At 72.9% G+C, this 23884-nt stretch carries 27 protein-coding genes; 14 read left to right on the plus strand and 13 right to left on the minus strand.

The features are described from left to right. Positions 1-146: 146 nt before the first annotated feature. Complete coding sequence (locus BUE44_RS19385; protein ID WP_073500303.1) at positions 147-926, minus strand: GntR family transcriptional regulator; 780 nt, start codon at positions 924-926, stop codon at positions 147-149. Between the two features lie 116 nt (positions 927-1042). On the opposite strand from BUE44_RS19385, the gene BUE44_RS19390 reads away from it, so the two are divergent. From BUE44_RS19390 to BUE44_RS19420, 7 genes are all read left to right on the plus strand, one after another. Beyond that, a complete protein-coding gene (locus tag BUE44_RS19390; RefSeq protein WP_073500149.1) occupies positions 1043-2083 on the plus strand; it encodes a Gfo/Idh/MocA family protein in 1041 nt (346 codons plus the stop codon). Continuing rightward, on the plus strand, positions 2080-2940 hold the full coding sequence (locus BUE44_RS19395) for a TIM barrel protein (protein WP_073500151.1): 861 nt from the start codon (positions 2080-2082) through the stop codon (positions 2938-2940). Before BUE44_RS19390 ends, BUE44_RS19395 begins: the two co-directional genes overlap by 4 nt. Positions 2941-3065: 125 nt before the next feature. Further along, positions 3066-4157 carry a 5-dehydro-2-deoxygluconokinase gene (iolC, locus tag BUE44_RS19400; protein ID WP_073500154.1) on the plus strand — a complete coding sequence of 364 codons (1092 nt, stop codon included), beginning with the start codon at positions 3066-3068 and terminating at the stop codon, positions 4155-4157. After that, entirely contained in the window at positions 4154-5026 is an 873-nt protein-coding gene (iolB, locus tag BUE44_RS19405) for a 5-deoxy-glucuronate isomerase (RefSeq protein WP_073500156.1), read from the plus strand. Before iolC ends, iolB begins: the two co-directional genes overlap by 4 nt. Then, a complete protein-coding gene (gene iolD, locus BUE44_RS19410) occupies positions 5023-6873 on the plus strand; it encodes a 3D-(3,5/4)-trihydroxycyclohexane-1,2-dione acylhydrolase (decyclizing) (protein WP_073500158.1) in 1851 nt (616 codons plus the stop codon). Before iolB ends, iolD begins: the two co-directional genes overlap by 4 nt. Before the next feature lie 396 nt (positions 6874-7269). Next, on the plus strand, positions 7270-7716 hold the full coding sequence (locus BUE44_RS19415) for a hypothetical protein (protein WP_073500160.1): 447 nt from the start codon (positions 7270-7272) through the stop codon (positions 7714-7716). A gap of 89 nt (positions 7717-7805) precedes the next feature. After that, complete coding sequence (locus BUE44_RS19420; protein ID WP_235002270.1) at positions 7806-8801, plus strand: hypothetical protein; 996 nt, start codon at positions 7806-7808, stop codon at positions 8799-8801. A gap of 13 nt (positions 8802-8814) precedes the next feature. Here the strand turns inward: BUE44_RS19420 and BUE44_RS19425 are convergent, their stop codons facing one another. Both BUE44_RS19425 and BUE44_RS19430 read right to left on the minus strand, forming a co-directional pair. Next, the gene (locus BUE44_RS19425) at positions 8815-9387 is read right to left on the minus strand and encodes a cysteine hydrolase family protein (protein ID WP_073500164.1); all 573 of its coding nucleotides are present in this window, start codon (positions 9385-9387) and stop codon (positions 8815-8817) included. 43 nt (positions 9388-9430) lie between these two features. Then, positions 9431-9616: a hypothetical protein gene (locus BUE44_RS19430; RefSeq protein WP_073500166.1), complete on the minus strand. Its 186-nt coding sequence runs from the start codon at positions 9614-9616 to the stop codon at positions 9431-9433. On the opposite strand from BUE44_RS19430, the gene BUE44_RS19435 reads away from it, so the two are divergent. Continuing rightward, complete coding sequence (locus BUE44_RS19435; RefSeq protein ID WP_073500168.1) at positions 9611-9892, plus strand: protein kinase family protein; 282 nt, start codon at positions 9611-9613, stop codon at positions 9890-9892. The two genes, BUE44_RS19430 and BUE44_RS19435, sit on opposite strands and share 6 nt — an antisense overlap. A 48-nt stretch (positions 9893-9940) precedes the next feature. Here BUE44_RS19435 and BUE44_RS19440 read toward each other — a convergent pair whose 3' ends face one another. Both BUE44_RS19440 and BUE44_RS19445 read right to left on the minus strand, forming a co-directional pair. Continuing rightward, positions 9941-10162: a DUF397 domain-containing protein gene (locus BUE44_RS19440; RefSeq protein WP_073500170.1), complete on the minus strand. Its 222-nt coding sequence runs from the start codon at positions 10160-10162 to the stop codon at positions 9941-9943. After that, a complete protein-coding gene (locus tag BUE44_RS19445) occupies positions 10140-10943 on the minus strand; it encodes a helix-turn-helix domain-containing protein (protein WP_200804461.1) in 804 nt (267 codons plus the stop codon). The genes BUE44_RS19440 and BUE44_RS19445 overlap by 23 nt, the downstream gene beginning before the upstream one ends. 168 nt (positions 10944-11111) lie before the next feature. On the opposite strand from BUE44_RS19445, the gene BUE44_RS19450 reads away from it, so the two are divergent. Beyond that, the gene (locus BUE44_RS19450; protein ID WP_079189881.1) at positions 11112-11552 is read left to right on the plus strand and encodes an ATP-binding protein; all 441 of its coding nucleotides are present in this window, start codon (positions 11112-11114) and stop codon (positions 11550-11552) included. Here BUE44_RS19450 and def read toward each other — a convergent pair. Continuing rightward, positions 11508-12191, minus strand: coding sequence for a peptide deformylase (gene def / locus BUE44_RS19455; RefSeq protein WP_073500174.1), 684 nt, complete (start codon positions 12189-12191; stop codon positions 11508-11510). The two genes, BUE44_RS19450 and def, sit on opposite strands and share 45 nt — an antisense overlap. 88 nt (positions 12192-12279) lie before the next feature. Between def and BUE44_RS19460 the strand changes: the two genes are divergently transcribed. From BUE44_RS19460 to BUE44_RS19475, 4 genes are read left to right on the plus strand one after another with little or no spacing between them, the layout of a single operon-like run. Beyond that, the gene (locus BUE44_RS19460) at positions 12280-12849 is read left to right on the plus strand and encodes a helix-turn-helix domain-containing protein (protein WP_073500176.1); all 570 of its coding nucleotides are present in this window, start codon (positions 12280-12282) and stop codon (positions 12847-12849) included. 9 nt (positions 12850-12858) lie between these two features. Beyond that, positions 12859-13641 (plus strand): arylamine N-acetyltransferase family protein, encoded by a 783-nt coding sequence (locus tag BUE44_RS19465; RefSeq protein WP_073500178.1) that lies wholly within the window; start codon positions 12859-12861, stop codon positions 13639-13641. Positions 13642-13680: 39 nt separating this feature from the next. Further along, positions 13681-14448 (plus strand): SDR family oxidoreductase, encoded by a 768-nt coding sequence (locus BUE44_RS19470; RefSeq protein ID WP_073500180.1) that lies wholly within the window; start codon positions 13681-13683, stop codon positions 14446-14448. Between the two features lie 38 nt (positions 14449-14486). Further along, positions 14487-15572 carry a protein kinase family protein gene (locus BUE44_RS19475; protein ID WP_073500305.1) on the plus strand — a complete coding sequence of 362 codons (1086 nt, stop codon included), beginning with the start codon at positions 14487-14489 and terminating at the stop codon, positions 15570-15572. 108 nt (positions 15573-15680) lie between these two features. Here BUE44_RS19475 and BUE44_RS19480 read toward each other — a convergent pair whose 3' ends face one another. Together BUE44_RS19480 and aroA are read right to left on the minus strand one after the other, a co-directional pair. After that, positions 15681-16010, minus strand: a complete 330-nt coding sequence (locus BUE44_RS19480) for a hypothetical protein (RefSeq protein ID WP_073500182.1) — start codon at positions 16008-16010, stop codon at positions 15681-15683. Between the two features lie 122 nt (positions 16011-16132). Continuing rightward, entirely contained in the window at positions 16133-17368 is a 1236-nt protein-coding gene (gene aroA, locus BUE44_RS19485) for a 3-phosphoshikimate 1-carboxyvinyltransferase (RefSeq protein ID WP_407640035.1), read from the minus strand. Positions 17369-17617: 249 nt separating this feature from the next. On the opposite strand from aroA, the gene BUE44_RS19490 reads away from it, so the two are divergent. Next, positions 17618-18583, plus strand: coding sequence for a hypothetical protein (locus BUE44_RS19490; protein ID WP_143172531.1), 966 nt, complete (start codon positions 17618-17620; stop codon positions 18581-18583). 175 nt (positions 18584-18758) lie between these two features. Here BUE44_RS19490 and BUE44_RS19495 read toward each other — a convergent pair whose 3' ends face one another. The 5 genes from BUE44_RS19495 to BUE44_RS19515 all read right to left on the minus strand — a co-directional run bounded on the left by BUE44_RS19495 (position 18759) and on the right by BUE44_RS19515 (position 23864). Beyond that, on the minus strand, positions 18759-19925 hold the full coding sequence (locus BUE44_RS19495) for a cytochrome P450 family protein (protein WP_073500184.1): 1167 nt from the start codon (positions 19923-19925) through the stop codon (positions 18759-18761). An 83-nt stretch (positions 19926-20008) separates the two neighbouring features. Continuing rightward, positions 20009-20794 carry an SAM-dependent methyltransferase gene (locus BUE44_RS19500; RefSeq protein WP_073500187.1) on the minus strand — a complete coding sequence of 262 codons (786 nt, stop codon included), beginning with the start codon at positions 20792-20794 and terminating at the stop codon, positions 20009-20011. An 80-nt stretch (positions 20795-20874) separates the two neighbouring features. After that, positions 20875-21498 carry a bifunctional 4-hydroxy-2-oxoglutarate aldolase/2-dehydro-3-deoxy-phosphogluconate aldolase gene (locus BUE44_RS19505; RefSeq protein WP_073500189.1) on the minus strand — a complete coding sequence of 208 codons (624 nt, stop codon included), beginning with the start codon at positions 21496-21498 and terminating at the stop codon, positions 20875-20877. A 178-nt stretch (positions 21499-21676) separates the two neighbouring features. Further along, entirely contained in the window at positions 21677-22498 is an 822-nt protein-coding gene (locus BUE44_RS19510) for an AIM24 family protein (protein WP_073500191.1), read from the minus strand. Between the two features lie 64 nt (positions 22499-22562). Next, complete coding sequence (locus BUE44_RS19515; RefSeq protein WP_073500194.1) at positions 22563-23864, minus strand: ROK family transcriptional regulator; 1302 nt, start codon at positions 23862-23864, stop codon at positions 22563-22565. Between the last annotated feature and the right edge of the window lie 20 nt (positions 23865-23884).

Here is a 23884-nt window from a genome sequence, read left to right on the forward strand (position 1 = left end):
TCCGTTCCGTTCGTGGTGCAGCCGTGAGGGAAGTGCTGCGAAAAGCTTCGAGCGACGACCATCCCGGCGGGGCAAGTATCCGTCAAGGGCTACGGCAACCCTGCCGCCGGGGGGCTCCGGCGGGCTCGCGGCCTGCGGTATGCGGCTCAGCCGCGGACCAGCAGCCGGAATTCGAAGGTGTAGCGGGAGGCCCGGTAGACATGGGTGCCGTATTCGACCGGCCGGCCGCGGTCGTCGTAGCTGACCCGCCGCATGGTGAGCAGCGCCGCCCCGGCGGGTTCGCCGAGCAGCCCGCACTCCTCGGCGGTGCCCGACCTTGCGCCGACGCTCTGCTGGGCGCTGTGCAGGGTGATGCCGTGCCGGCGCATCAGCGCGTACAGGCCGCTGCTCTCCAGCTCGCCGGTGGGCAGGTCGAGCAGGTCGCTGGGCAGGTAGTTGCACAGATACGCCATCGGTTCGCCGCGGGTCAGCCGCAGCCGGTGCACCACGGTGACCTGGCAGGACTCCGGCAGCCCGAGCGCGGCGGTGACCTCGGCGGGGGCGGGGCCGCGGGTGTTGTGCAGCACCCGGGTGGTGGGGTGCAGGCCGGCGGCGGCGAGGTCCTCGTAGAGGCTGCTCAGCGCCATCGGCCGGGCGACCCCGGTGTGCACGACCTGGGTGCCGACGCCCCGGCGGCGCACCAGCAGGCCCTTGTCGACCAGCAGCCTGATCGCCTGCCGGACGGTGGGGCGGGACAGGCCGAGCCGGGCGGCCAGCTCGATCTCGTTGCCGAGCAGGCTGCCAGGAGTGAGCGCACCGTCCTCGATGGCCGTCTCCAGCTGCCGGGCCAGCTGGAAGTACAGCGGTACGGGGCTCGCCCGGTCCACGGCGAGCCGCAGCTGTGCGGGCTCGTGCTTGGGCACGCTGGGAGCGTAGCGGGACGGCATCATGACGGGAAGTCCTTATGTCCGGACATTGCGTTGACACGGGTGCGGGTGACGCGGGAGGTTGGGACGGCGCGGACAGCCGTCACGACTCCTCTTCCGAAGGGGCAGGAGCAGGTATGCGGATCGGACTCATCGGCGCGGGACGGATCGGCACCTTCCACGCCGGGACGCTGCGGGAGCACCCCGACGTCGGCGAGCTGCTGGTCGCGGACGCGGACCCGGCCCGCTCGCGGCAGGTCGCGGCCGGGCACGGGGGCCGGGCCATGCCGGTCGAGCAGGTCTTCGCGGCCCGTCCCGACGCGCTGGTCATCGCCTCGGCGACGGCCGCGCACGCGGGCCTGATCGCCAGGGCGGCCCAGGCCGGGGTGCCGGCCTTCTGCGAGAAGCCGATCGCCGTGGACCTCGCGGGCACGATCGCCGCGCTGGACGCGGCGGAGGGCCGGGACGCGGTGCTGCAGATCGGCTTCCAGCGCCGCTTCGACCCCGGTTACGCCGCCGCCCGGCAGGCGGTCGCCGCCGGGCGGCTCGGCCGGCTGCACACCGTGCGCACCGTCAGCTCCGACCCGGCGCCGCCGCCGGCCGCGTACGTCCCGCTGTCCGGCGGGCTCTACCGGGACTGCCTGATCCACGACTTCGACATCCTGCGCTGGGTCACCGGCCGGGCGGTGACGGAGGTGTACGCGGCGGGCGCGAACGTCGGCGCCGACTTCTTCCGGGCGGCGGGCGACGCGGACACCGCGGCGGTACTTCTCACCCTGGAGGGCGGGGTGCTGGCCACCGCGACGGCGACGCGGTACAACGCGGCCGGGTACGACGTGCGGATGGAGCTGGCGGGCACCGACGACCAGATCGCGGTCGGCGTCGCCCCCCGGACGCCGCTGACCTCGGTGGAGCCGGGCGCCGCCCCGCCGCGTACGCCCTGGTCGGGCTTCCTCGACCGGTTCGGCTCGGCCTACCGGGCCGAAATGGACACCTTCCTGCGCGTCGCGCGCGGGGTCGAGGCCAATCCCTGCGAGGGTCGGGACGCGCTGCGGGCCCTGCTGGTCGCGGAGGCCTGCGAGATCTCCCGGCGCGAGCGGCGCCCGGTGCCGGTCGCCGAGGTCGAGGCGGCCGCGCGGGCCTGCCACGGCGGCGCGCGGAAGGGAGTGGTGGCGTGAGGCGGGACCGGATCGCGGCGGCGCCGATCTCCTGGGGCGTATGCGAAGTTCCCGGCTGGGGGCACCAGTTGACGCCCGATCGGGTGCTCGACGAGATGACCGGGCTCGGCATCACCGCGAGCGAGTTCGGCCCCGACGGCTTCCTGCCGGGGCCGCTGCTCGCCGCGTACGGCGTGACCGCGGTGGGCGGCTTCGTGCCCGCGGTGCTGCACGACCCCGGACACGACCCGCTGCCCGACGTACGGGCCGCGCTCGACCGCTTCACCACGGCGGGCGCCCGCACCCTCGTCCTGGCCGCGGCGACCGGACTCGACGGCTACGACGAGCGTCCCGCCGTCGACGCGGCGGGCTGGCGCCTGCTGCTGGACCGGCTGGACAAGATCGCCGCGCTGGCGGCGTCGCTGGGCGTCACCGCGGCCCTGCACCCGCACGTCGGCACGGTCGTCGAGGGGCCTGCCGAGGTCGACCGGGTGCTCGACGGCAGCGGTATCGGCCTGTGCCTGGACACCGGGCACCTGCTGATCGGCGGCACCGACCCGGTGGCCCTCGCCCGGCGCGCCGCCTCCCGCGTCGCCCACGTCCACCTCAAGGACGTCCACGCCGCCACCGCGACGGCGGTCCGCACCGGCCGCACGACCTACACGGCCGCGGTCGCGGCAGGCCTCTACCGCCCCCTCGGCGCCGGCGACCTCGACCTCCCGTCCCTGCTCACGGCCCTGGAGTCGGCGGGTTACCCCGGCTGGTACGTGATGGAACAGGACACCGTCCTCCCCACCGCCCCCCCACCGTCCACGGGCCCCCTGACCGACGTCCGCACCTCCCTGACCTGGCTAGAGTCCTGGACCCCCGACCAATGAGGCCCCCCGAGCCAATCAAGCCCGTCCGGCAATCCCAACCGCCCGAGCCGATTCAGCCCGTCCGGCGATTGAGGGCACCCGGGCAGGTGAACGCGCGACCCGAGCAATCGCAGCCCGTCCGGCGATTGAGGACACAAGGGCGGGCGGGCGGGGAAGAACCCGCGGGCGCCCCGTACGACGTCGTCACGCTCGGCCGGGTCGGCGTCGACCTCTACCCCGAGCAGAGCGGCATCGGCCTCGCCGAAGTCCGCAGCTTCGCGAAATACCTCGGCGGCACCGCCGGAAACGTCGCGGTGGCGGCTGCCCGCCTCGGCCTGAGCACGGCGGTGCTCAGCGCCGTCGGCCCCGACCCCTTCGGCGACTTCGTGCGCACCGCCCTCACCGCCTTCGGCGTGGACACGCGCCTGCTCGCGACCGTGCCGGGCACCCAGACCCCGGTGGTCTTCTGCGAGTTGTTCCCGCCCGACGACTTCCCGATCCACTTCTACCGCCGCCCCGTCGCGCCCGACGAGTGCCTGACCCCCGACCACCTGCCGGCGGCGGTCCGCACCGCCCGCGCCCTGTGGATCACCGGTTCCGCGCTGGCCGTGGAGCCGACCCGCTCCACGGTCTTCGCCGCGCTGGAGGCGCGGGCCGGCGGCGAGGTCTGGTTCGACCTGGACTGGCGGCCCGGTTTCTGGGCGGACCCCGCCGAGGCCCCGGCGCTGTACGCCCGCGCGCTGGCCTACGCGACGCTCGCGGTCGGCAACCGGGCCGAGGTCGAGGTCGCGGTGGGCAGCGCGGACCCCGAGACGGCGGCCGGGCTGCTGCTGCGGCGGGGGGTGCGTACGGCGGTGGTCAAGCAGGGCCCGGCGGGCGCCCTGGTCCGTACGGCCGGGGAGAGTTACGTGGCGCCGCCGATGCCGGTGAAGGTCGTCAACGGCCTGGGCGCCGGCGACGCCTTCGGCGGCGCCCTGTGCGCGGGCCTGATCGCGGGCGACCCGCTGCCCGAGGTGCTGCGGGCGGCCAACGCGGCGGGCGCGATCGTCGCCTCCCGGCTGGCGTGCGCCGACGCGATGCCCACCAGGGCGGAGATCGACGCGATGCTGCACGAGCGGAGCGCCCCGGGCGGCGGTACGGGCGCGGCCCCACGGCTCGCGGAGGACCGCGCCCCGGGGCCGGACGCGGACCCGTCGGACGGAACCTCCGACCCGCACCCGGGAGTTGACCTCGTATGACGCACCTTCCCGCGGGCCGCGGCGCCCGGGACGGCTACGACCTGTGGATCGACCCGGCGTCGGCCGGCTGGACGTATTCGGCGCTGCGGGTGCTGACCCTGGAGCCGGGCGGGCAGCGGGAGTTCGGGACCGGGGACAGCGAGTGGATCGTGCTGCCGCTGGCCGGGGCGTGCACGGTGCTGGTCGACGGCGAGGCCTTCGCCCTGCACGGCCGCGCCGACGTCTTCTCCGGGGTGACGGACTTCGGGTATCTGCCGCGTGACGCGCAGGCGGTGGTCGCCTCGGCGGCCGGCGGCCGCTTCGCACTGGCCGGCGCCCGCTGCTCGCGCCGGCTGCCCGCGCGCTACGGCCCGGCGTCCGGCGTGCCGGTGGAACTGCGCGGCGCGGGCGGCGCGAGCCGCCAGGTGAACAACTTCGCCGCGGCCGGGGTCTTCGCGTGCGACCGGCTGATCGCGGTGGAGGTGCTGACGCCCGGCGGCAACTGGTCGTCCTTCCCGCCGCACAAGCACGACGAGGCGGGACCGCACGAGTCGCAGCTCGAAGAGGTCTACTACTACGAACTGGCCGGCGGTCCGGCCGCGTTGGGCTACCAGCGGGTCTACCCCTCCCCGCATGGCTCCACGGACGTGCTGGCCGAGGTCCGCTCGGGCGACGCCGTGCTGATCCCGGACGGCTGGCACGGACCGAGCATGGCCGTGCCCGGCTACGACATGTACTACCTCAACGTCATGGCGGGGCCGGGCCCTTCGCGGTCCTGGCTGATCACCGACGACCCGGCGCACGCCTGGGTGCGGGCCGGCTGGGAGGGCCAATGCCCCGACCCTCGGCTGCCGTTGTACGAGGCCCCGGCACGGGAGGACGGCTCATGAGGCTCACCGTCGCGCAGGCACTGGTGCGCTTCCTGTCGGTGCAGTTCACCGAGCGGGACGGGGTGCGGCACCGCACGGTCGCCGGGATGTGGGGCATCTTCGGCCACGGCAACGTCGCCGGCGTCGGCCAGGCGCTGCTGGAGGCGGGCCCGGAGGCGATGCCCTTCCACCAGGGCCGCAACGAGCAGGCCATGGTGCACGCCGCGGTCGGCTACGCCCGTATGAAGCACCGCCTGTCCACGCTTGCCTGCACCACCTCGATCGGCCCCGGCGCGACGAACCTGGTCACCGGCGCGGCCCTGGCCACCGTCAACCGGGTGCCGGTGCTGCTGCTGCCCGGCGACGTCTTCGCGACCAGGCCCGCCGACCCGGTGCTCCAGCAGCTCGAAGTGCCGTGGGCCTACGACGTGTCGGTCAACGACGCGCTGCGTCCGGTGTCCCGCTACTTCGACCGGATCTGGCGGCCCGAGATGCTGCCGGCCTCGCTGCTCCAGGCGATGCGGGTGCTGACCGACCCGGTGGACACCGGTGCGGTCACGCTGGCGCTGCCGCAGGACGTGCAGGCCGAAGGCCACGACTGGCCCGACGAGCTGTTCCGCGAGCGGGTCTGGCACGTGCGGCGGCCGCTGCCGGACGCGGCGGCGCTGGCCGAGGGCGCGGCGCTGCTGCGGTCGGCCCGGCGCCCGCTGATCGTGGCGGGCGGCGGGGTGCGCCATTCCGAAGCGGCCCCCGCACTCGCCCGGTTCGCGGCCGCGAGCGGCATTCCGGTGGCGGAGACGCAGGCCGGGAAGGGGTCGCTGCGCTGGGACCACCCGCAGGCGCTGGGCGCGATCGGCCACACCGGTACGGCGCCGGCGGACGCGGCCGCGCGGGAGGCCGACGTGGTGCTCGGCGTCGGCACCCGCTGGACGGACTTCACGACGGCTTCCGGCTCGCTCTTCGCACCGGACGCGCGCTTCGTCAACCTCAACGCGGCCTCCTTCGACGGCCACAAGATGGCGGGCCTGGCACTGGTGGGCGACGCGCGCGCCGGACTGAGCGCCCTGGAAGCCGAGTTGGCGGACTTCCGCGCGCCGGAGCGGACTTACGGCGTGGACGAGTGGCGGGCGCGTACGGACGCGGTCTTCGGCGGGGGCGACGACGGGCCGTGGCCGCCCTCGCAGGGCGAGGTGATCGGCGCGCTGGACGCGGTGCTCGGCGACCGCGACGTGCTGATCAACGCGGCCGGGTCGATGCCGGGTGACCTGCACAAGCTGTGGCGGTCCCGGGACCCGGAGCAATATCACGTCGAGTACGGATACTCCTGCATGGGTTACGAGATCCCCGCCGCCATCGGCGTGCGGCTCGCCGCCCCCGACCGCGAGGTCTTCGCGCTGGTCGGCGACGGTACGTACCTGATGCTGCCGACCGAGATCGTCACCGCCGTGCAGGAGGGCATCCCGGTCAACCTGGTGATCGTCCAGAACCACGGCTACGCCTCGATCGGCGGCCTGTCGGCGCAGGTCGGCGCGGAGGGCTTCGCGACGGCCTACCGATTCCCGGGCGCGGGCGGCGACTTCACGGGAGCGCCGCTCCCGGTCGACCTGGCGGCGAACGCGGCCAGCCTCGGCCTTGAGGTCTTCACCCCGGGCAGCGCCCCGGAACTGCGTACGGCACTGGCCGCCGCTCGCACCTCACCCCGCCCGACCGCGGTCTACGTCGAAACGGCCCCGACCCGTCCGGCGCCTCCCGCCGAAGCCTGGTGGGACGTCCCGGTCGCCGAGATCTCCACCCGCCCGGCCACCCGCACGGCCCGCACCGCCTACGAGGCTGCCCGCCCGGCACCGGGAGCCCGCCCCAGGCTGTGACGCTTGTCACACCCCGTCGACGCCGGCGCCTTCCCGCCATGGACGCGCGTAGCCCGGCACCGCCCGGCGGGTTCCGTTTCCGAGAGCGCTCTCAGACACATGCGGACCGCACCCTCCGGGCGGGCCGTTCCGTTTGCCGAAAAGGTTTCGCGCTTCCTTCCCGGCCTCATCAGGCTGTGATCTGCGTCACCACTTCCTACTGGTTCCATTTTGAAGCGGACAGTGGCCATGATCTCCACGTCGCAGTTCCGGATGCCTGAAAGAGCCGAAGAGAAGACGTCTTACGTGGGACAACGCGAGTTGGCCGACATTTCTGTGCATCGGCACTGCGATGAATCCATTTTGAGCTGCATAGGATCTGTACGGACGGAGAACCACCCCATGTTGAATCGTCGTATGGCAAGCGTCCTGGTGGGTGCGGCCGCGGTGATGGCCCCCGTCGCGATCACCGCGCCGGCCCAGGCGGCCCCCGTACCCCACCTCGTCCGGCCGATGGCCAGCCACGATCAAATCGGTTCCAAGGGCACCGACCCGCGGTGTTCGGCGACCACCTGGAAGGTGTGCCTCTTCGCCGGCCCCAGCACCGGCACCGGCTACGCGTACTGGCACACCAACTCGGCGCAGAAGTCTCTGGCGAACTACTACTTCGCACAGGGCACCGGCACCAACCAGAACACCAACGTGCAGAACTGGGCGCAGGCCATCTCGTGCACCAACGACGCGGTGAGCTGCACCGTCTGGTCCGGGGCGACCTACACCGGCAACTCGGACGCCATCGCCAACGCCAGCGTCGGCATCCTCAACTACACGAGCAAGCACGCCGCTTCACTCTCGGTGAGCTGACCCACCCGTCGGACGGACCGATCCCTGGATGTGGTGCCCGGCGAAGTGTCGGGCACCACACGCCCATACAGCACCATCTGCACGGAGGCATGCGCATGCGGCACCGCTGGTCCCCATGGACGCACCGGACGGCCGGGCTGGCGGTGGTCGCGGTGCTGCTCGGCGCGGCAGCAGGCTGCGGGTCCGGATCGGGTCCGGGCCCCACCGCAGGCGCGGGCCGCACGGCGGCGGACTTCGCCACTCTGCACGGCGGCCCGGCACACGACCAGTTGGCACTGCCCGTCGACGCGTACGCCTACACGGTCGCCGAGCGCGACCAACTCGCGCTGGCCCGCAGCGTGACGACTGGCGAGTGCCTGCGACAGTTCGGTTACGCCTACGACTTCACCGCCGACAAGGCGGAGAACGCGCTGGTGGCGCGCAGGGACCTGATGGACTTCGGGCTCTACGGCAACAAGCGCCGCTACAACGTGACCGACCCGGCCGTCGCCGCCGCCTATGGCTACCATCTGGTCTCCACGGTGACAGGCGTCGAGAAGGCCGCCGGCAGCGACCGGCACGGCCTCGGCGACCGCAGTGCGGCCGAGGACGTCGTCCTGACCGGCAACGACCCCGCCGGCACGGTCGTCTCCCGCACGCCCGCCGGCCGGCCGATACCCGCCGGCGGCTGCGCCGGGCAGGGCAACGGCGCCTTCACCAACAGGGACGGTACGATCGGCGACCCGGCCACCATCACAGGCCTGCGCAGCGCGTCCTTCGACCGGTCGGAGCACGACCCGAAGGTCACCTCGGCGCTGCGCGCCTGGTCCGCCTGCCTGCTGGCGAAAGGCCGCCGCTACGCGAGCCCGCTGGACGACCCGGGCTTCGACATCGAGTCCCGGACCGTCTCCCCGGCCGAGGCCGCCGCCGCCCGCGCGGACGTCGCCTGCAAGCAGCAGACGCACCTGACCGACACCTGGCTGGCGTCGGAGGTCACCTACCAGCGGCAGTGGATCGCCGCCCACCCCGCCGACTTCCGGGCGGCGACGGCGGAGCACGACGCCACGATGAAGCGCGTCGTACAGGTCATCGCCGCCGCCCGCTGACCCGCTCCCCCACTCAGTCCTCCGGCTTCTCCGCCGCGCCGAAGTCCACGTCGGCGGTGCTGACCGTGCCGGCGGTGCGACCGGGGGCGGACTGGAAGCGCCAGTAGAGGTTGGTGTGCGAGATGACCTGGGCCGGCGGCGGGGCGCCGTAGGGGGTCAGGTCCTCGGTCGTGTGGGCGTCCTCGACCAGCGTCACGTCGTAGCCGCGGGTGAGGGCGCCGTGCAGCGTCGACCGGATGCACGCGTCGGTCTGGGCGCCCGCGACGAGCAGCCGGCCGACGCCGTGTCCGGCGAGGACGGACTCCAGCTCGGTCGCCTCGAAGGAGTCGCCGTAGGCCTTCTGCACCAGCGCCTCCGTCTCCTCCCGCACCAGCTCGGGCACATATCGCCAGCTGTCCGTGCCGGTGACCAGCTCGTCGCTGTTGTGCTGGACCCACACGACGGGCGCGCCCCCGGTCCGTGCCCTGTCCACGAGCGTGCCGATGTTCGCCACGACGGCGTCCCGGTCGTGTGCCTGGTCCACGACGCCGTTCTGCACGTCGATCACGAGCAGGGCGGTGTTCGGTCGATTCTCCAACGTGGTCATGCTCAGTGCCTCCGTGCGCGTACGGTTCCTGGTCCTGCCGACCCTACGACCGGCCACTGACATCGCCCTCGGCCTGGGGGAATCCGTCCGGGTCGGCGGCGCCCCTGGCGCGGAGCACCGCGTCGTCATGGCCGCGGACCGCGTCGAGGAAGGGGAAGTCCGCCGGTCGTACGGCGAAGTTGGCGACCGGCGCCACCGCGGCCGGGCTCGCGGCCTGCGCGACGTGCACGACGTGCTCGCCGGGGCGCCCGGCTTCGTCGTGCCGGAGCGGATCGGCGGGGTCGAAGCGGGCGGCGCGGGCGACCTCTTCTCGCTGGTCGTGACGCTCTACCAGGCGCTGGAGGGCAGGCCGCCCTTCGACCCCGCGGACCCCGAGTCGGTGGTCGACGAGCCCGTGCCGCCGCGCCGCGCGGGCCGGCTTGCACCGCTGATCACGCGGCTGCCGGCCACCACGCGGTGGCGTACAGCGGGGACGGCACGAGGGTCGCCGCCGCGGACGGCATGACGGTCCGTACCTGGCGCGTCCCGCCCCGCCGCTGAGCCGGCCCCGTCCTCAGCGCCCGAAGCGGCCCGCCTTCACGTCGGCGAGGAACGCGGTCCAGGCTGCGGCCGGGAAGACCAGGGCCGGGCCCTGGGGGTCCTTGCTGTCACGCACCGGCATCACACCCGGGACACCGTCCGCGACCTCGACGCAACTGCCGTTGTCCCCACCGCTGAAACTCGACTTGCGCCACGTCGTCAACGCGGACGCATCAGGGATGTACCGAGAGGTCATGGCGGTCGTACTCCTTAGCCACCGATTCGATCACGCCGAGGGACGCCTCGGGCGAGAGCCCCGCGGCCTTGGCAAGATCGTAGGCGTCCCGGTACGCACGCACCCTAGCCGGGTCATCGATGAACGCGCCGGTGTACAGGCCCTCGACGTAAGCGGCGTCGGGCTCGTCCTCGAAGCACATCAGCGACATCATGCTCATCATCGTGGCGTGAGCACCCGCCGAGTGTGGCACGACCTGTACCAGCACCCGCCCTGAGCGCCCCAGTTCGAAGATATGCCGGAGTTGCTCTGCCATGACGGCCGGGCCGCCAACAACCAAGCGCAGAACGGTCTCGCTGAGGATCACCCACACCGCCGGGCCGTTGGAAGCGCTGAGGATTCTGGCGCGCACGAGCCGGTTGACGACCAGCTTGTCAACCTCCTCCCGCACGTAGTTCGCATGCTGCGCCTCGAACAGCGCGCGGGCGTAGCCACCGATCTGGAGCAGCCCGGGAACCAGCGAGACCGCGTACTCGTAGATCGCGATGGCTCGCGTCTCGGCGTCGGCCGCCTCCGTGAAGTGCTCGGCATACCGCCTGCCTTCAAGGGTGGGCAGGAAGCGCGTGAAGAAGCCGTCCGTCCCGAGGGTCCTGTCCAGGCGCTTCGCGTCGTCGCGTCGCGGTTTGCGGCGGCCGGCCTCGATGTGGGCGATCATCGACGGCGACAGGATCACCGCCTCACCGAGTGCGAGCTGGGTGAGCCCTGCTGCCTCGCGGCGGACTCTCAGCTCCTCTCCGTACATGACCCTCGGGTCGGAACTGTTACTGCGCGACGGGTCCGTCACCGGACATCTCCCCTCGTTGACAGGCACGTTGGAGGGCTCGGCCTCCTGTCAAGGCTATCCCCGGCCACGCCACTGTGTGCGTAGTTCGGCACACAGAGTGCCGTTAGTACGCGCGGAGGCTCAGCCATGGAACCGTTCACGACCGACCGTCAGGTCACCGTCACTGTCCCCGTCGAGACCGGCCCCGAGCCGGTGGTGGCCCGGTGGCCGCTCAGTGGGCGGTCCGTCGGGCGGGCGCGGCGCGAGCTGCGGGGCACGCTCAGCGCGTGGGGGCTCGACCACCTCGCCGAACCGGCGGAGCTGGTCCTCAGCGAGCTGCTGGGGAACGCCGTCCGGCACGCCCGCACGCCGGCGGGGCGCCTGGTCGAGACGCGCTACGAGCGGATGCCCGAAGGCGTCCGCATCGAGGTGCACGACGCAAACGACGGGTTGCCGCAGATGCGGCGCGCCGCGGACGACGACGAGGGCGGCCGCGGGCTCGCCCTCGTGGACGCGCTCACCGGGCGCCGGTGGGGGGTCAGTTCACGCGAGGGCGTGGGGAAGCTCGTCTGGGCGCTGGTCGGTTGACTTGCCCAGGGCCGCCGCACGGGCGGCACGGCGGGCCAGGACATCGGGCTGGGCGGCCGCCATCTCCCGCAGCGCGGACCGGCGTTCGCGGGCGGACAGCCGGTCGACGTACAGGCGGCCGTAGAGATGGTCGGTCTCGTGCTGGAGGCAGCGGGCGAAGTAGCCGCGGCCTTCGATCACCAGCGGCCTGCCGTGCATGTCCTGGCCGCGGACGACGGCGAGGTCGGGCCTGGCCAGCAGCCGGTAGGGGCCCGGCACCGACAGGCAGCCCTCGGGCTCCTCCGCGAGGCGGCGGCGCTCGGCCGGGAGGTCGTCGAGCACCGGGTTGGCGATGTGGCCGACGTGCCGCACTCCCCACTCGTCGGCCATGTCCCACACGAAGAGCCGCAGCGGGACGCCGACCTGGTTGGCGGCGATGGCCGCGCCCTCGGCTGCGGCGTTGGTGGCGAACAGGTCGTCCACGAGCCGGGCCAGCTCCGGCGTACCGAACCGCGTCACGTCCTCGCAGGTGCGGCGCAGCACCTCCTCGCCGACGACGGTGATCCGGCGCACGGCGCCGCGTACGGCCTCCGGCGGCAGGTCGGGATGGGACGCGACCCGCTCCCCCTGCACCCGCACTTCGCGAACTTCCGCACTCATCAGGACGACCTCCGCCCGGGGCGGCGCCCACCACGGCGGCCGCGCTGCCGACTTGACCAACTCATTTGCAAAGTAGCACTCTTTGCAAATGAGCGACGACCGCCAGGACCGGACAGCGGCCCACCCGACCGGCCCCCGGCGCGACTTGCCGGACCACCCGATACGGATCGCACTGCTCGACCTGCTCGCCGAGGCCGGTACGGTCACCTCCACCCAGGCCGCCGCCCGGCTCGGGCACAGCTCCGGGCTGTGCTCGTTCCATCTGCGGCAGCTCGCCCGGCACGGGCTGATCGAGGAGGCGCCGCACTCCCCCGGCCGGGGCGGCCCGCGGCCCTGGCGGCTGCGCTGGGAGCCCGCCACTGTGCCCGACGGCTTCACCGCGCTGACCCGCGACCTGGAGGACGCGGCCTACCGGCGACGGCTCGCCGAGCTGCACCAGGCGCCGCCGCAGTGGCGGCACGACGAGTCCTTCAGCGCGGTCGCGCACCTCACCCCGGCGGAGACCGCGGAAGTGGCCGCCGGCGTCCGCCGTCTGCTGGTCCGCTTCCGGGACCGTGACGACCACCCCGCCGCGCGCCCGGCGGACGCCGTGCCCGTCGCCGTGGTAGCCCGGCTCTTCCCGCTGCCGCCGGACACGCCGGGTCCCGGCACGGCGTAGAAAGGTCCCATGGACTCCCCCCAGGCCGACGCCTACCTCCGCCGTATCGGCGCCGCCCGCCCGGCCACCGCCGACGCGGAGGCGCTGCGTACGTTCCAGCGGCGGCACCTGCTGGCCGTGCCGTTCGAGAACCTGTCGATCCACCTCGGGCAGGACATCGTCCTGACCGAGGAGGCGCTCTTCGAGAAGGTCGTCGGCGGCGGGCGCGGCGGCTTCTGCTACGAACTCAACGGTCTGTTCGGCGCGTTGCTGCGCTCACTCGGTTTCGGGGTGGACCTGCTGGCGGCGCGGGTCTTCGGTGACGGCGAGCAACTGGGGCCGCCGTACGACCACCTGGCGCTGCGGGTCACGACCGCGGACGGCGGCGGGCCGTGGCTGGCGGACGTCGGCTTCGGGCGGCACAGCCACTACCCACTCGACTACGGCAGCCGGGCCGAGCAGCACGAGCCCGGGGGCGTCTTCCGTATCACCGAGGCGCCGGACGGCGACCTGGACGTCACGCGCGACGGCGCCCCTGCCTACCGGCTGGAGCAGCGCCCGCGCGCGCTCGGCGACTTCGAGGCGACCTGCTGGTGGCAGCGCACCTCGCCGACCTCGCTCTTCCGGCAGTCGCTGGTCTGCTCCCGGCAGACCGAGACCGGCCGGGTGACCCTCAGCGGGCGCAAGCTGGTGCTGACCGACGACGAAGGCGGCCGGGAGGAGCGGGAGTTGGGTGACGGCGAGATCCTGCCGGCCTACCGCGACGACTTCGGCATCGCGCTCGACCACGAACCCGTGGTCGCCCCGCTCTGACCGACGGCAGGCGCAGGGCGACCGGCGTAGCGTTGAGGCATGACGCCGAAAATCGCTCTGATCACCGGGGCCAACAAGGGAATCGGGTTCGAGACGGCCCGGCAGCTGGCAGCGCTGGGCGTGACCGTCCTGGTCGGTGCGCGGGACGAGGCGCGCGGCCGGGAGGCCGAGGAGTCGCTGCGCAAGGACGGAGCCGACGCCCGTTTCGTCCAGCTGGACGTGACCGACGGGGAGTCCGTCGGGCGGGCGGCGGCGTGGATCGAGGCGGAGTACGGCCGCCTGGACATCCTGGTCAACAACGCGGGAACGGCCTCCCTCTCGCGCCGCGGGGGCTCGCCGAGCGAGACGTCGCTGGAGGACATGCGGGCGGTATACGAGGTCAACGTCTTCGCGGTGGTCGCGGTGACCAACGCGATGCTTCCGCTGCTGCGCCGCGCCGAGGCCGCGCGGATCGTGAACGTCTCCAGTGAGGTCGGCTCGATCTCCTCGCAGACCGAGCCGAACAGGCAGGTCAGCCGGATGCCTCCCTCGGCGCAGTATCCGTCGTCCAAGGCGGCGGTCAACATGCTGACCGCCATGTACGCGAAGGAGCTGCGGGACACCCCGATCAAGGTCAACGCCGCCAACCCCGGTTTCACCGCCACGGACTTCAACGACCACCGGGGCGTGCGCCCGGCGGCCCAGGGAGCCGAGCCCAGCGTGCACCTGGCCACTCTGCCCGCCGACGGACCGTCCGGAATCCTGTGGGGCCACATCTGGACCACCGAGGGCGACGGCGACGGCGGCTACGGCCCGCTCCCCTGGTGAGCACCCGCCCGACCAACTCGGCTTTCCGTCCGTCAGCCATCGAGAGTTTCGACGCGTCGCGTGGTGCGCGGTTGGCGGCCTGCAGTGCCGTCTCCACATCGCTGGCGCTGTGCAGTGACCGTGAACTGCGCGACCTTGTGGATACGGCTGCGCCGATGGGTGCCGGCATCGGCGGGACCTCGGCGTTGCTGGAGGTCGGCGGGACCCCGGTCTTCGTCAAGCGGGTGCCGCTGACCGATCTGGAGAGGCAGCCGGAGAACGTCCGGTCCACGGCGAACCTCTTCGGGCTACCGACCTTCTTCCATCCCGGCCTCGGGGTCCCCGGAAGCCCGGGATGGGGGGCCTGGCGGGAATTGGCCGTGCACACCATGACGACGAACTGGGTGCTCGCGCAGGACCATGAGGGCTTTCCCCTGATGTACCACTGGCGGGTGCTGCCGCACCCCGGGCAGGTGCTGCCCGAGCAACTGGCCGACGTGGAGAAGGCTGTCGCCTACTGGGGAGGCGGACCGCAGGTGCGCCACCGGATCGAGGCGCTGCGTGACTCCTCGGCGAGCGTCGCGCTGTTCCTGGAGTACATCCCGCAGAACCTGCACGACTGGCTGGACGTCCAGGTCAAAGCCGACGACGACACGGCCGAGCAGGCATGCACCATGGTGGCGAGGGAACTCGAGGCCGGAACCTCGTTCATGAACGCCCGCGGACTCCTGCATTTCGACGGCCACTTCCAGAACATCCTCACCGACGGCAAGCGCCTGTTCTTCACGGACTACGGCCTCGCGATCTCCTCCCGGTTCGACCTGTCGAAGGAGGAGGCCGGCTTCTTCGCCGAACACCGGACCTACGACCGCTGCTACACCGTCACCCACCTGGTGATCTGGCTCGTCACTGCCCTGTACGGCTACGAGGGGGACGAGCGCGGCGCGTTCGTCCACGCCTGCGCCAGAGGGGAACCTCCGACGGGGATCCCGCCGCAGGTCGCGGCGATCCTCACCCGCTACGCCCCGATCGCCGCCGTGATGACGGACTACTACCGCCGGTTCCGTTTCGAGAGCAGGCAGACCCCGTATCCCCTGGAGGCGCTCCGCCGGATCGGCGGGCCGGACGGCTCGTTCGTCATCTGATCGGATCCGGGCCAGCAGCGGTGCGGGGACGCACTCGATCGGTCACCCAGGACCGCGCGGGCGCGGGGGCCGGTGCCGTCGGGCGGCACCGGCCTCAGGGTGGGCGGGTCAGGAGAAGACGACCGAGCGCAGGAGCAGGCGCGAGGAGGCCGGCTTGCCCTGGGCGCGCAGCGTGAAGTAGTCGCCGGTGCAGTCCGGGCCGGTGAAGACGGTGGCCGCCGACTCCGTCGCGTTGAAGGGCGCGTTGGCGGGCGCCACGTTCTGGTCCGCGACCTCGGGCAGCGTGATGCACTCCTGGCTCTGCGGGCTGTCCAGCACGCCGACCTGGTGATCACCGTAGGTGTAGTAGAACTGGCCGTCGGCCGCGTGGGCCGACACGGAGAAGGACAGCGCGATGCCCACCGCGCAGGCGGCGGCGAAGGTCGTACGGATACGCACGGGTGATCCCTTTCATGCTCGGGGAGCGAACGGGAATCACCCTAAATCGGGGCATATCCGGTAAAACGGTTCTGCTGAACGGGGCCCTTCTCGGGCGCGTCGCCGTACGCCGCCCGGCGCGGTCAGACGCCCCAGCCCTCGCGCACTCCCGCGAAGAAATCGTGGAAGCCCGGGAAGGTCTTCTTCACGCACTCCGGGTCGTCGAAGGTCGTGCCCGGCGTCCGCAGGGCCGCCACCGCGAAGCTCATCGCCATCCGGTGGTCGCCCCGGCAGGCGATCTCCACGGGAGCCGGCGTGCCCGGCCTGATCTCGATCCAGTCCCGGCCGGTCTCGACCGCGATGCCCTGTGCCCGCAGGTTCTCCGCACACGCGTCCAGCCGGTCGCACTCCTTGACGCGCGTGTTGTACACGTCCTCGATCCGCACCGGCCCGTCCGCGAACGGGGCGATCGCCGCGAGGGTGGGCATCGTGTCGGAAATGTCCCGCATGTTGACCGTCACGCCGGCCAGGCGCCCGGTGCCGGTCACCGTCGTGGCGTCAGGCCCGATCTCCACGTCGGCGCCCATGGCGCGCAGCACCTCCACGAACCGGAGGTCGCCCTGGAGGGCGCCCTCGCCCAGGCCCGGGACCGTGGCGGTCCTGCCCGCCAGGGCCGCGGCCGCGAAGACGTAGCTGGCCGCGGAGGCGTCCGGCTCGATCGCGTAGTCCGTCGCCCGGTAGCCGCCGGGCGGTACGACGAAGGTGTCACCCTCGCGGGTCACCTCCACGCCGAAGTCGCGCATCATCGCGAGGGTGATCTCGACGTACGGCACCGACACGATGCCGGTCACCTTGATACGCAGGCCCTCCGCGGTCAGCGGCCCGGTCATCAGCAGCGCGGTGAGGAACTGCGACGACAGGCTCGCGTCGAGCACCACCTCGCCGCCCTTCATCCCGGCCGCCCGCACCGTGACCGGGAGGTGGCCCTCGGCCTCGTCGTGCACCAGGTCCACGCCGAGCGCGCGGAGCGCGTCGGTGAGCGGGGCCACGGGCCTGCGGCGCATCTGGGGTGAGGCGTCGAAGCGGAAGGTGCCGGTCGTCGCGGCCGACGCCAGGGCCGGGAGGAAGCGGGCCGCGGTGCCGGCGTCCCGGCAGTCCACCTCGGCGGTGGGCCTGGACGGGCCTTCGGAGCGGCCCGTGATCCGCCACTCGTCCGCTGCGCGGCGCACGTCGTAGCCGAGGTCTTCCAGGCCTTGCGCGAAGCCGTCGGTGTCGTCCGAGAGCAGGGGTTTGCGCAGGACGCTCTCCCCCTCGGCCGCCGCCGCGAGGAACAGCGCGCGTGCCGTCACGGACTTCGAACCGGGTACGGCGAGCAGCACGAGTGCCTCCAGGCTGGGTGGGGGGTACTCCCCCGGGCCCGCTGATTTTACGTGGCCGGGCCCGCCGCTCCCCGCGGGGTGCTGGCGCGGCTGCGGGGGCCGCGGGCGTGGTCGACCGGCCCCGAACGGGGGTGGCAGCCCTTCGCGGTGGCGTCGCGCTACCGGACCGGGCGGGGCAACCTGCGTGGATCTCCCCTTGCCGGGAAGGCATATGCCGTCAACTACGAACAACACAGGGGGAGTTGTTGTATGCGTGCATGGTTGAGGCGCTGGCGTGCCGCGGGGGGCGCCGCATTCGCGGTGATGGCGCTGGCAGCGGTGGCCGCCGTCGCAGGGGCGGCGGTCTCAGCCGCCCCGGCGGCGGCGGCCACCGCGACGGGTGTGACGTCGTTCAGCTACACCAGCACGGCCGGAGAGCCGGTGGGGCTCGGGCAGAGCGCGACCTTCACCGCCCCGACCGCGGCCATCGACTTCGGCAGCCACGCCGACTACCTGCGCATGGACATCAAGCAGGGAGCGGAATACTGGGAGGCCGAATTCCGTCCGCCCACGGGGCAGTTGCTGAGCCCCGGCGTCTACCGTGACGCGGAGCGGGTGGGCTTCGCCACCGGCAGGGATCCCGGCCTGTCCATCTCGGGCGACAGCCGCGGCTGCAACATCGTGTGGGGCCAGTTCTCCGTCGATCAGCTGGAGACCGACGCCTCCGGCGCCGTCACCGTGTTCGACGCGTCGTTCACCCAGCGCTGCGACTCCGCTACCGCGCCGGCGCTCACCGGCACCGTGAAATACCACGCGCTGCCCCTGAGCTACTCGTACAAGAGCGACGGGACCGCCGACTACATCGGTGCGGGCCTGAGCAACTCCTACACCGGATCGACCAGCACCTTCCGGCTGATCAACGACGAGCCCGGCGGCGAGGTCAGCGTGCCGGTGTCCGGCAAGCGCGACACGTGGCGGGTCGACATCGCACCCCCGGCGGGCACCACCCTGAAGGCCGGGAGCACCTACCAGGCAGGCAATGTCATGAAACCCGGTCTCGCGCTGCTGGACGCGAGCGGCGACAGCCGGGGGTGCAACACCTCCACCGGGTCCTTCACCGTCGATGCGATCCGCACGGGCGCCGACGGTCTCGTGACCGCCATCAGCCTGCGTTACACGCAGTATTGCGAAGGGTCGACCAAGGCCCTGCACGGCACCGTGCACTACCTCGCCTGAGGACCCAGCCGAGAGGCACCTGAGAGCGCACAAGAGCAGGACGCGCGTCCCGGCGGACTCCCCGCCGGGGCGCGCGGCATGCGACCCGTCCCCGCCCGACTGCCGCGGCCGGCGGGCGAACCGCCGGTCCGCGAAGGGCACCGGCCTTCCGCCCCCGGTCGGGACCCGTCGCCGGCTACCCGAAGCTGACCGGCAGCCGGGTGGGGCCGCGCACGATCAGGCCGGGGCGCCAGGTGAGCGGTTCGGGTACCAGGGCCAGTTCGGGGGCGCGGGCGAGCAGCGTGGAGATGGCGACCCGGGCCTCCAGGCGGGCGAGCGGGGCGCCGAGGCAGTAGTGGATGCCGTGGCCGAAGGCGAGGTTGGCCTGCGCCGGACGGCGGATGTCGAACGTGTCGGGTGCGGGGAAACGCTCCGGGTCGCGGTCGGCCGCGGCCAACGAGATCAGGACGGAGTCGCCCGGCGGTACGACGGTGCCCGCGATGGTCATCGGCTCGGTGGCGTAACGCCAGGTGGTGGTCTCGACCGGCCCCTCGTGGCGAAGTGCCTCCTCGACCGCGCCGTCGATCAGCGCGGGGTCCGCGCGCAGCGCGGCGAGTTGGTCGGGGTGCCGGAGCAGGCCCAGCACGGCGTTCGTGATGAGGTTGACGGTGGTCTCATGGCCCGCCACGAGCAACAGGAAGGCCATGCCGGTGAGTTCGTCGGGCGAGAGGCGGTCGCCGTCCTCGTTGCGCGTCCTGATCAGCGCGCTCAGCAGGTCGTCGGCCGGCCCGCCGCAGCGCTTGTCCTCGATCAGCTCCGTCAGATACGCCGACATGGCCTGCGCCGCCCGCCATTCGGCCTCGCCGTTGCCGCTCACGAAGTCGTTGGACCAGCCGCGGAAGGCCTTGCGGTCGAGGTCGGGGACGCCGAGCAGTTCGCAGATCACCATCATGGGCAGCGGGAAGGCCAGGGCGTCGACGAGGTCGGCGGTCGGTTCGCGCAGGGCCGCGTCCAGCAGTTCGTCGGTGAGCTGCTGCACGCGCGGCTGGAGCGCCGCCACCCGGCGCGGGGTGAATTCCCTTGCCACCAGGCGGCGCAGCCGGGTGTGCTCGGGCGGATCGGCGTTCAGCATGTTCGCGTTGGCCGGCAGCGCGCGGGCGTCCGGGCTGAACCTGCGGAAGTCCTTGCCCAGTCGGGGGTCCGCCAGCGCGGCCCTGGCCGCCTCGTGGCCCACGACGAGCCAGGCGGTCTCGCCCTCGGGGGTCCTGACCCGGTGGACCGGGCCCTTCGCCCGCAGGCGGGCGTAGGTGGGGTACGGGTCCTCGCGGAATCCCTCCGCGCCCAGGTCCTCGACGGGTCCCAATCCGGCTGCCCCCTTGCGGTCGCGTCCTGCTCTCCCAACTCCCCGGTCGGGCGCGCGGTTCCCCGCCCCTGCGGGCGAACACCTCACGTGGGAACGGCGAACGTGCCCCGGTGGACGGTCACCGCACCCGTGGCGAGGGCGATCGCGAAGTTGAGCATGCGGGTGGGACCGTCGGTGAGCAGTGACGGGAGGGCGGGCGCGGCCGAACCGGCGGCGAGGCGGCGGCCCAGGGCGTCGAACCACGCGCGGGCCCAGGGGGTCTCGTCGGTCCAGTCGAGGAGGTCGAAGCCGGCGGCGCGGATCGTGTCGCGCAGTTCCTCGGGGGTGGCCAGGTGGCTGTCGGTGCCGTCGAGGGACCACGGAAGGGGCAGGGGCGCGGTGGCGGCGGGGACGCCGCAGACCTCGAAGACGGCCAGGCGGGCCGCCGGGCGCAGGCGGCGGGCGATCTCGGCGTAGAAGGCCTTCTTGTCCGGGATGTTCATCTGGACGTGGACCGTGCAGGCGGCGTCGAAGCCGGTGCGGTCGAGGGCGCCGATGTCGGTGCAGAGGAAAGTGGTCCGTTCGGCGAGGCCGGCGGCTTCGGTCAGGGCACGGGCGGCGTCCACGTAGGCGGGGGTGATGTCGACGCCGACGACGTGGCAGCCGGTGGTCCTGGCGATCTGGCGGGCCGGGCCGCCGAGCCCGGAGCCGACGTCCAGCACGGTCGATCCGGGGGTGAGCGCCAGGTGCGGGATCAGGCGGTCGACCGCCTCGGCACCGCCGGCGTGGTATTGGTCGATGCCGTCCAGCTGCTCGCGGGGCAGTGCGGACAGGCTCGTTCCGGTGAGCTGCTCGATGGCGGCGGTGAGGCCGGTTTCCGCGTAGGTCACGATGCCGCTCCTGAGGGGGTCACAAGGTCGTCGGGCACCCGCCCGCGCCCCGGTGATCCCCGGGCCCTGGCAGGCGGTGCTCAGGTCGGGTCACTGAGGCGGTCGAGGAGGTCGGTGAGGCGCTTGGTGACCGTCGGGCGGTCGCCGTCGGTGAGCGCGGAGCCCATGCCCACCGCCACCGCGCCGGCGGCGACCCACTCGGGGGCCTCCGCGACGGTGACGCCGCCGATCGGGATGAGCGGCGCCTGCGGGAGGATCAGGCGCAGATCGGCGACCCAGCGCGGGGTCAGCGCGGACGCGGGGTAGAGCGTCAGCGCGTCCGCGCCCAGCTCCATCGCGCGCACCGCCTCGGTCGGGGTGGCGACGCCGGGGAAGACGGGCACGCCGTAGCGGTGGCCGGTGCGCAGGACCGCCTCGTCCAGATTCGGCGCCAGCAGGAAGCGGGCGCCCGCGTCGACGGCCATCCTGGCGGACATCTCGTCGACCACCGTGCCCGCGCCGATGACCGCGTCGTCGCCGACCTCGCGGACCAGCGTGGTGACCAACTCCAGCGCGAAGGGCGTGGTCAGCGAGACCTCCAGGGTGGTCAGCCCGGCCGAGAGCAGCGTGTCCGCGGTGGCGGCCGCCTGGTCGTAGGTCCGGCCGCGGATCGTGGCGAAGACCCGCTGTGCGAGCGCGGTCCTGGTGGTCTCCCAGCGGTACACGGAGGATCGCGGTCCTTCCTGACGGTGCTGCCGGATGGTGCTGCCCGGATGGTGCGGTGGATGGAGACCGCGATCAGCACGCTACCCGCCGGGTGGTGGGCCGCCGCCGGTCGATCGGGGAGCTGTCACCGCACCGTGACATGAGAGGAGCATGAGAGGGAAGGGGCGGCTGCCCGGATCACCCGGTGTGGGTCGAGAACAGGCCACCGGTCGGCCCCTGCTTGTCGCCGCCCTGCGCCTTCTTCAGCGCGTTGGCCAGACCCTCGATCGTCATGGACTGGAGGATCACCCGGCCGTTGCCCTCCAGGGTGGCCAGAGACAGGCCCTCGCCGCCGAAGACCGCGTTCATGATGCCCTGGCGGTTCAGGCCGCCGATGCGCTGGACGCCGTACTGGATGCCTTCCTCGAAGGCGACGATGCAGCCGGTGTCGACCTCGATGCGGCCGCCGAAGTCGGCGGGGTTGAGGTCGATGAAATTGCCGGCCCCTGCGATGATCACGGTGCCGTGGCCGGTGAACTTCTCCAGGATGAAGCCCTCGCCGCCGCTCATGCCCTGCCGGCCGCCGGCGAAGGCGATGCCGAACTGCACGGTCTCCTCGGCGGCCACGAAGGCGTCCTTCTCGGCGAACCAGGCCCGTGACCCGGTCAGCTCCAGGGCACGCATCTCGCCGGGCAGCACCCCGGCGAAACCGACGGTGCCCTCGCCGCCGGACGCGGTGAAGTACTGGAACGCCAGCGATTCGCCGGCCAGCGCCCGCTGGCCGACCTGCATCGCGGTGCCCATGGCCTGCCGCAGCAGGCCGCCCATGCCGCCGCCCGCGGCGCCCTGCTGGCCGCCGCCGGCATTGCGGGCGCCGGGACCGCCGAGGCGGGTCTCCATGGACACGTTGGCGGTCTTGAACAGGAACTTCCCGGCCTCGCAGTAGACCGTCTGGCCCGGGTTGAGGGTGCAGACGGCCATCTGCATGGCATTGCCGACGATCTGCTGCTGCAGGGTCACAGCGGTACTCCTTGGGACGTGCGGTGGCGAATGGGGCGATACCGGCGCGCTCGACGCCGTCCGCTCAACGTACCGCCCGGGCGATTCGGTTCCGCAAGGCCCCGGGGTCGCTCGGCCGCTCGCCGGCGGCCTGGGCCGGCAGGCCGACCGGGCGCTCGCCGCCGGTGTCCAGGAAGCGGGCCAGCGGCAGCGTCGCGGCGCCCACGGTGACCGCGTCGGCGCCGAGCCTGCCCAGCTCGATGGAGGTCTGGGCGCAGGGGTGGTGCAGGGCGTAGGCGGCGGCGACCTCGCGGACGGTGGGCAGCACCTTGGGGCCGAGCATCAGCCCCGCCCAGCCGCCGATGACGATGCGGTGCGGGTTGAACAGGTTGATCAGGTCGGCGATGCCGGCGCCCAGGTACTCGGCGGCCTCGGCGAGCAGCGCCTCGGCCTCCGGGTCGCTGTCGGCGGCCGCGATCAGCTCGGCCAGCGCAATCTCCTCGCTGACCCCCTCGGGCGCGCCGGGCCAGCGGCCGAGCAGCGCCTCGGCGCCGACGTAGGCCTCCAGGCAGCCGCGGGAGCCGCAGCGGCAGGTGCGGCCGCCGACCCGCAGGGTGGTGTGGCCCCACTCCCCCGCGCTGCTGCTGGCGCCGTGGTAGGGCTTGCCGTTGGTGACCACGCAGGCGCCGACGCCGGAGCCGATCAGCGCGATCACCACGTTGTCGGAGCCGCGGCCCGCTCCGAACCACATCTCGGCCTGCCCGAGGGTCTTGGCGCCGTTGTCGATGAAGAGCGGCAGGGCGGTGCCGGCGCGCAGCAGCCGGCCGAGCGGTACGGCGTCCCAGCCGATGGTCTGGCCGTAGACGACGATGCCGTCGCCGCCGCCGGGGACGGCTCCGGGCGCGTCGGGCTGGGCGACGATGCCGGGGACGCCGATGCCGACGCCGAGCACCTCGCTGCCGTCGATGCCGGCCTCGCGGACCACCGTCTCGATACCGTCAAGCGCGAGCCGTACGACGTGGTCGACGTCGTGGCCGCTGTCGGACAACGGCAGGTCCGCGGCGGCCCGTTCGGTCAGGGCGAGGTCGAAGAGCTCGACCCGCACCCGGGTCTCGCCGACGTCCACGCCGACCACGTAGCCGTAGCCCGGGGCGACCTGCAGCAGGATCCTGGGCCGCCCGCCGTCGGACTCGACGGCACCGGCCTCCTCGACCATGCCGTCCGCGATCAACTCTCCAACGACGTTACTGATCGACCCCGCGCTCAGACCCGTGTCCCGGCCCAGCTCCTGGCGGCTCAGGGGACCTTCGAAATACAAATGACGCAGAAGCGATGCACGGTTGCCGCGCCGCAGGTCACGAACGGTGCGCTTGCCTCGCTCAGCCATCTCGTCTCCCTCCCGGGGGG

It is taken from the genome of Actinacidiphila paucisporea, from assembly GCF_900142575.1.
Taxonomy (GTDB): Bacteria; Actinomycetota; Actinomycetes; order Streptomycetales; family Streptomycetaceae; genus Actinacidiphila; species Actinacidiphila paucisporea.

Excerpts from the sequence above, each read along its gene's own strand:
- BUE44_RS19470 (WP_073500180.1), top strand. The coding sequence starts at position 13,681 with ATGACGCCGAAAATCGCTCTGATCACCGGGGCCAACAAGGGAATCGGG.
- BUE44_RS19515 (WP_073500194.1), bottom strand. The coding sequence starts at position 23,864 with ATGGCTGAGCGAGGCAAGCGCACCGTTCGTGACCTGCGGCGCGGCAAC.
- BUE44_RS19415 (WP_073500160.1), top strand. The coding sequence starts at position 7,270 with ATGGCAAGCGTCCTGGTGGGTGCGGCCGCGGTGATGGCCCCCGTCGCG.
- def (WP_073500174.1), bottom strand. The coding sequence starts at position 12,191 with ATGAGTGCGGAAGTTCGCGAAGTGCGGGTGCAGGGGGAGCGGGTCGCG.
- BUE44_RS19460 (WP_073500176.1), top strand. The coding sequence starts at position 12,280 with ATGAGCGACGACCGCCAGGACCGGACAGCGGCCCACCCGACCGGCCCC.
- BUE44_RS19385 (WP_073500303.1), bottom strand. The coding sequence starts at position 926 with ATGCCGTCCCGCTACGCTCCCAGCGTGCCCAAGCACGAGCCCGCACAG.
- BUE44_RS19390 (WP_073500149.1), top strand. The coding sequence starts at position 1,043 with ATGCGGATCGGACTCATCGGCGCGGGACGGATCGGCACCTTCCACGCC.
- BUE44_RS19465 (WP_073500178.1), top strand. The coding sequence starts at position 12,859 with ATGGACTCCCCCCAGGCCGACGCCTACCTCCGCCGTATCGGCGCCGCC.
- BUE44_RS19445 (WP_200804461.1), bottom strand. The coding sequence starts at position 10,943 with ATGTACGGAGAGGAGCTGAGAGTCCGCCGCGAGGCAGCAGGGCTCACC.
- BUE44_RS19440 (WP_073500170.1), bottom strand. The coding sequence starts at position 10,162 with ATGACCTCTCGGTACATCCCTGATGCGTCCGCGTTGACGACGTGGCGC.
- BUE44_RS19425 (WP_073500164.1), bottom strand. The coding sequence starts at position 9,387 with ATGACCACGTTGGAGAATCGACCGAACACCGCCCTGCTCGTGATCGAC.
- BUE44_RS19420 (WP_235002270.1), top strand. The coding sequence starts at position 7,806 with ATGCGCATGCGGCACCGCTGGTCCCCATGGACGCACCGGACGGCCGGG.
- iolD (WP_073500158.1), top strand. The coding sequence starts at position 5,023 with ATGAGGCTCACCGTCGCGCAGGCACTGGTGCGCTTCCTGTCGGTGCAG.
- BUE44_RS19490 (WP_143172531.1), top strand. The coding sequence starts at position 17,618 with ATGCGTGCATGGTTGAGGCGCTGGCGTGCCGCGGGGGGCGCCGCATTC.
- iolB (WP_073500156.1), top strand. The coding sequence starts at position 4,154 with ATGACGCACCTTCCCGCGGGCCGCGGCGCCCGGGACGGCTACGACCTG.
- BUE44_RS19450 (WP_079189881.1), top strand. The coding sequence starts at position 11,112 with ATGGAACCGTTCACGACCGACCGTCAGGTCACCGTCACTGTCCCCGTC.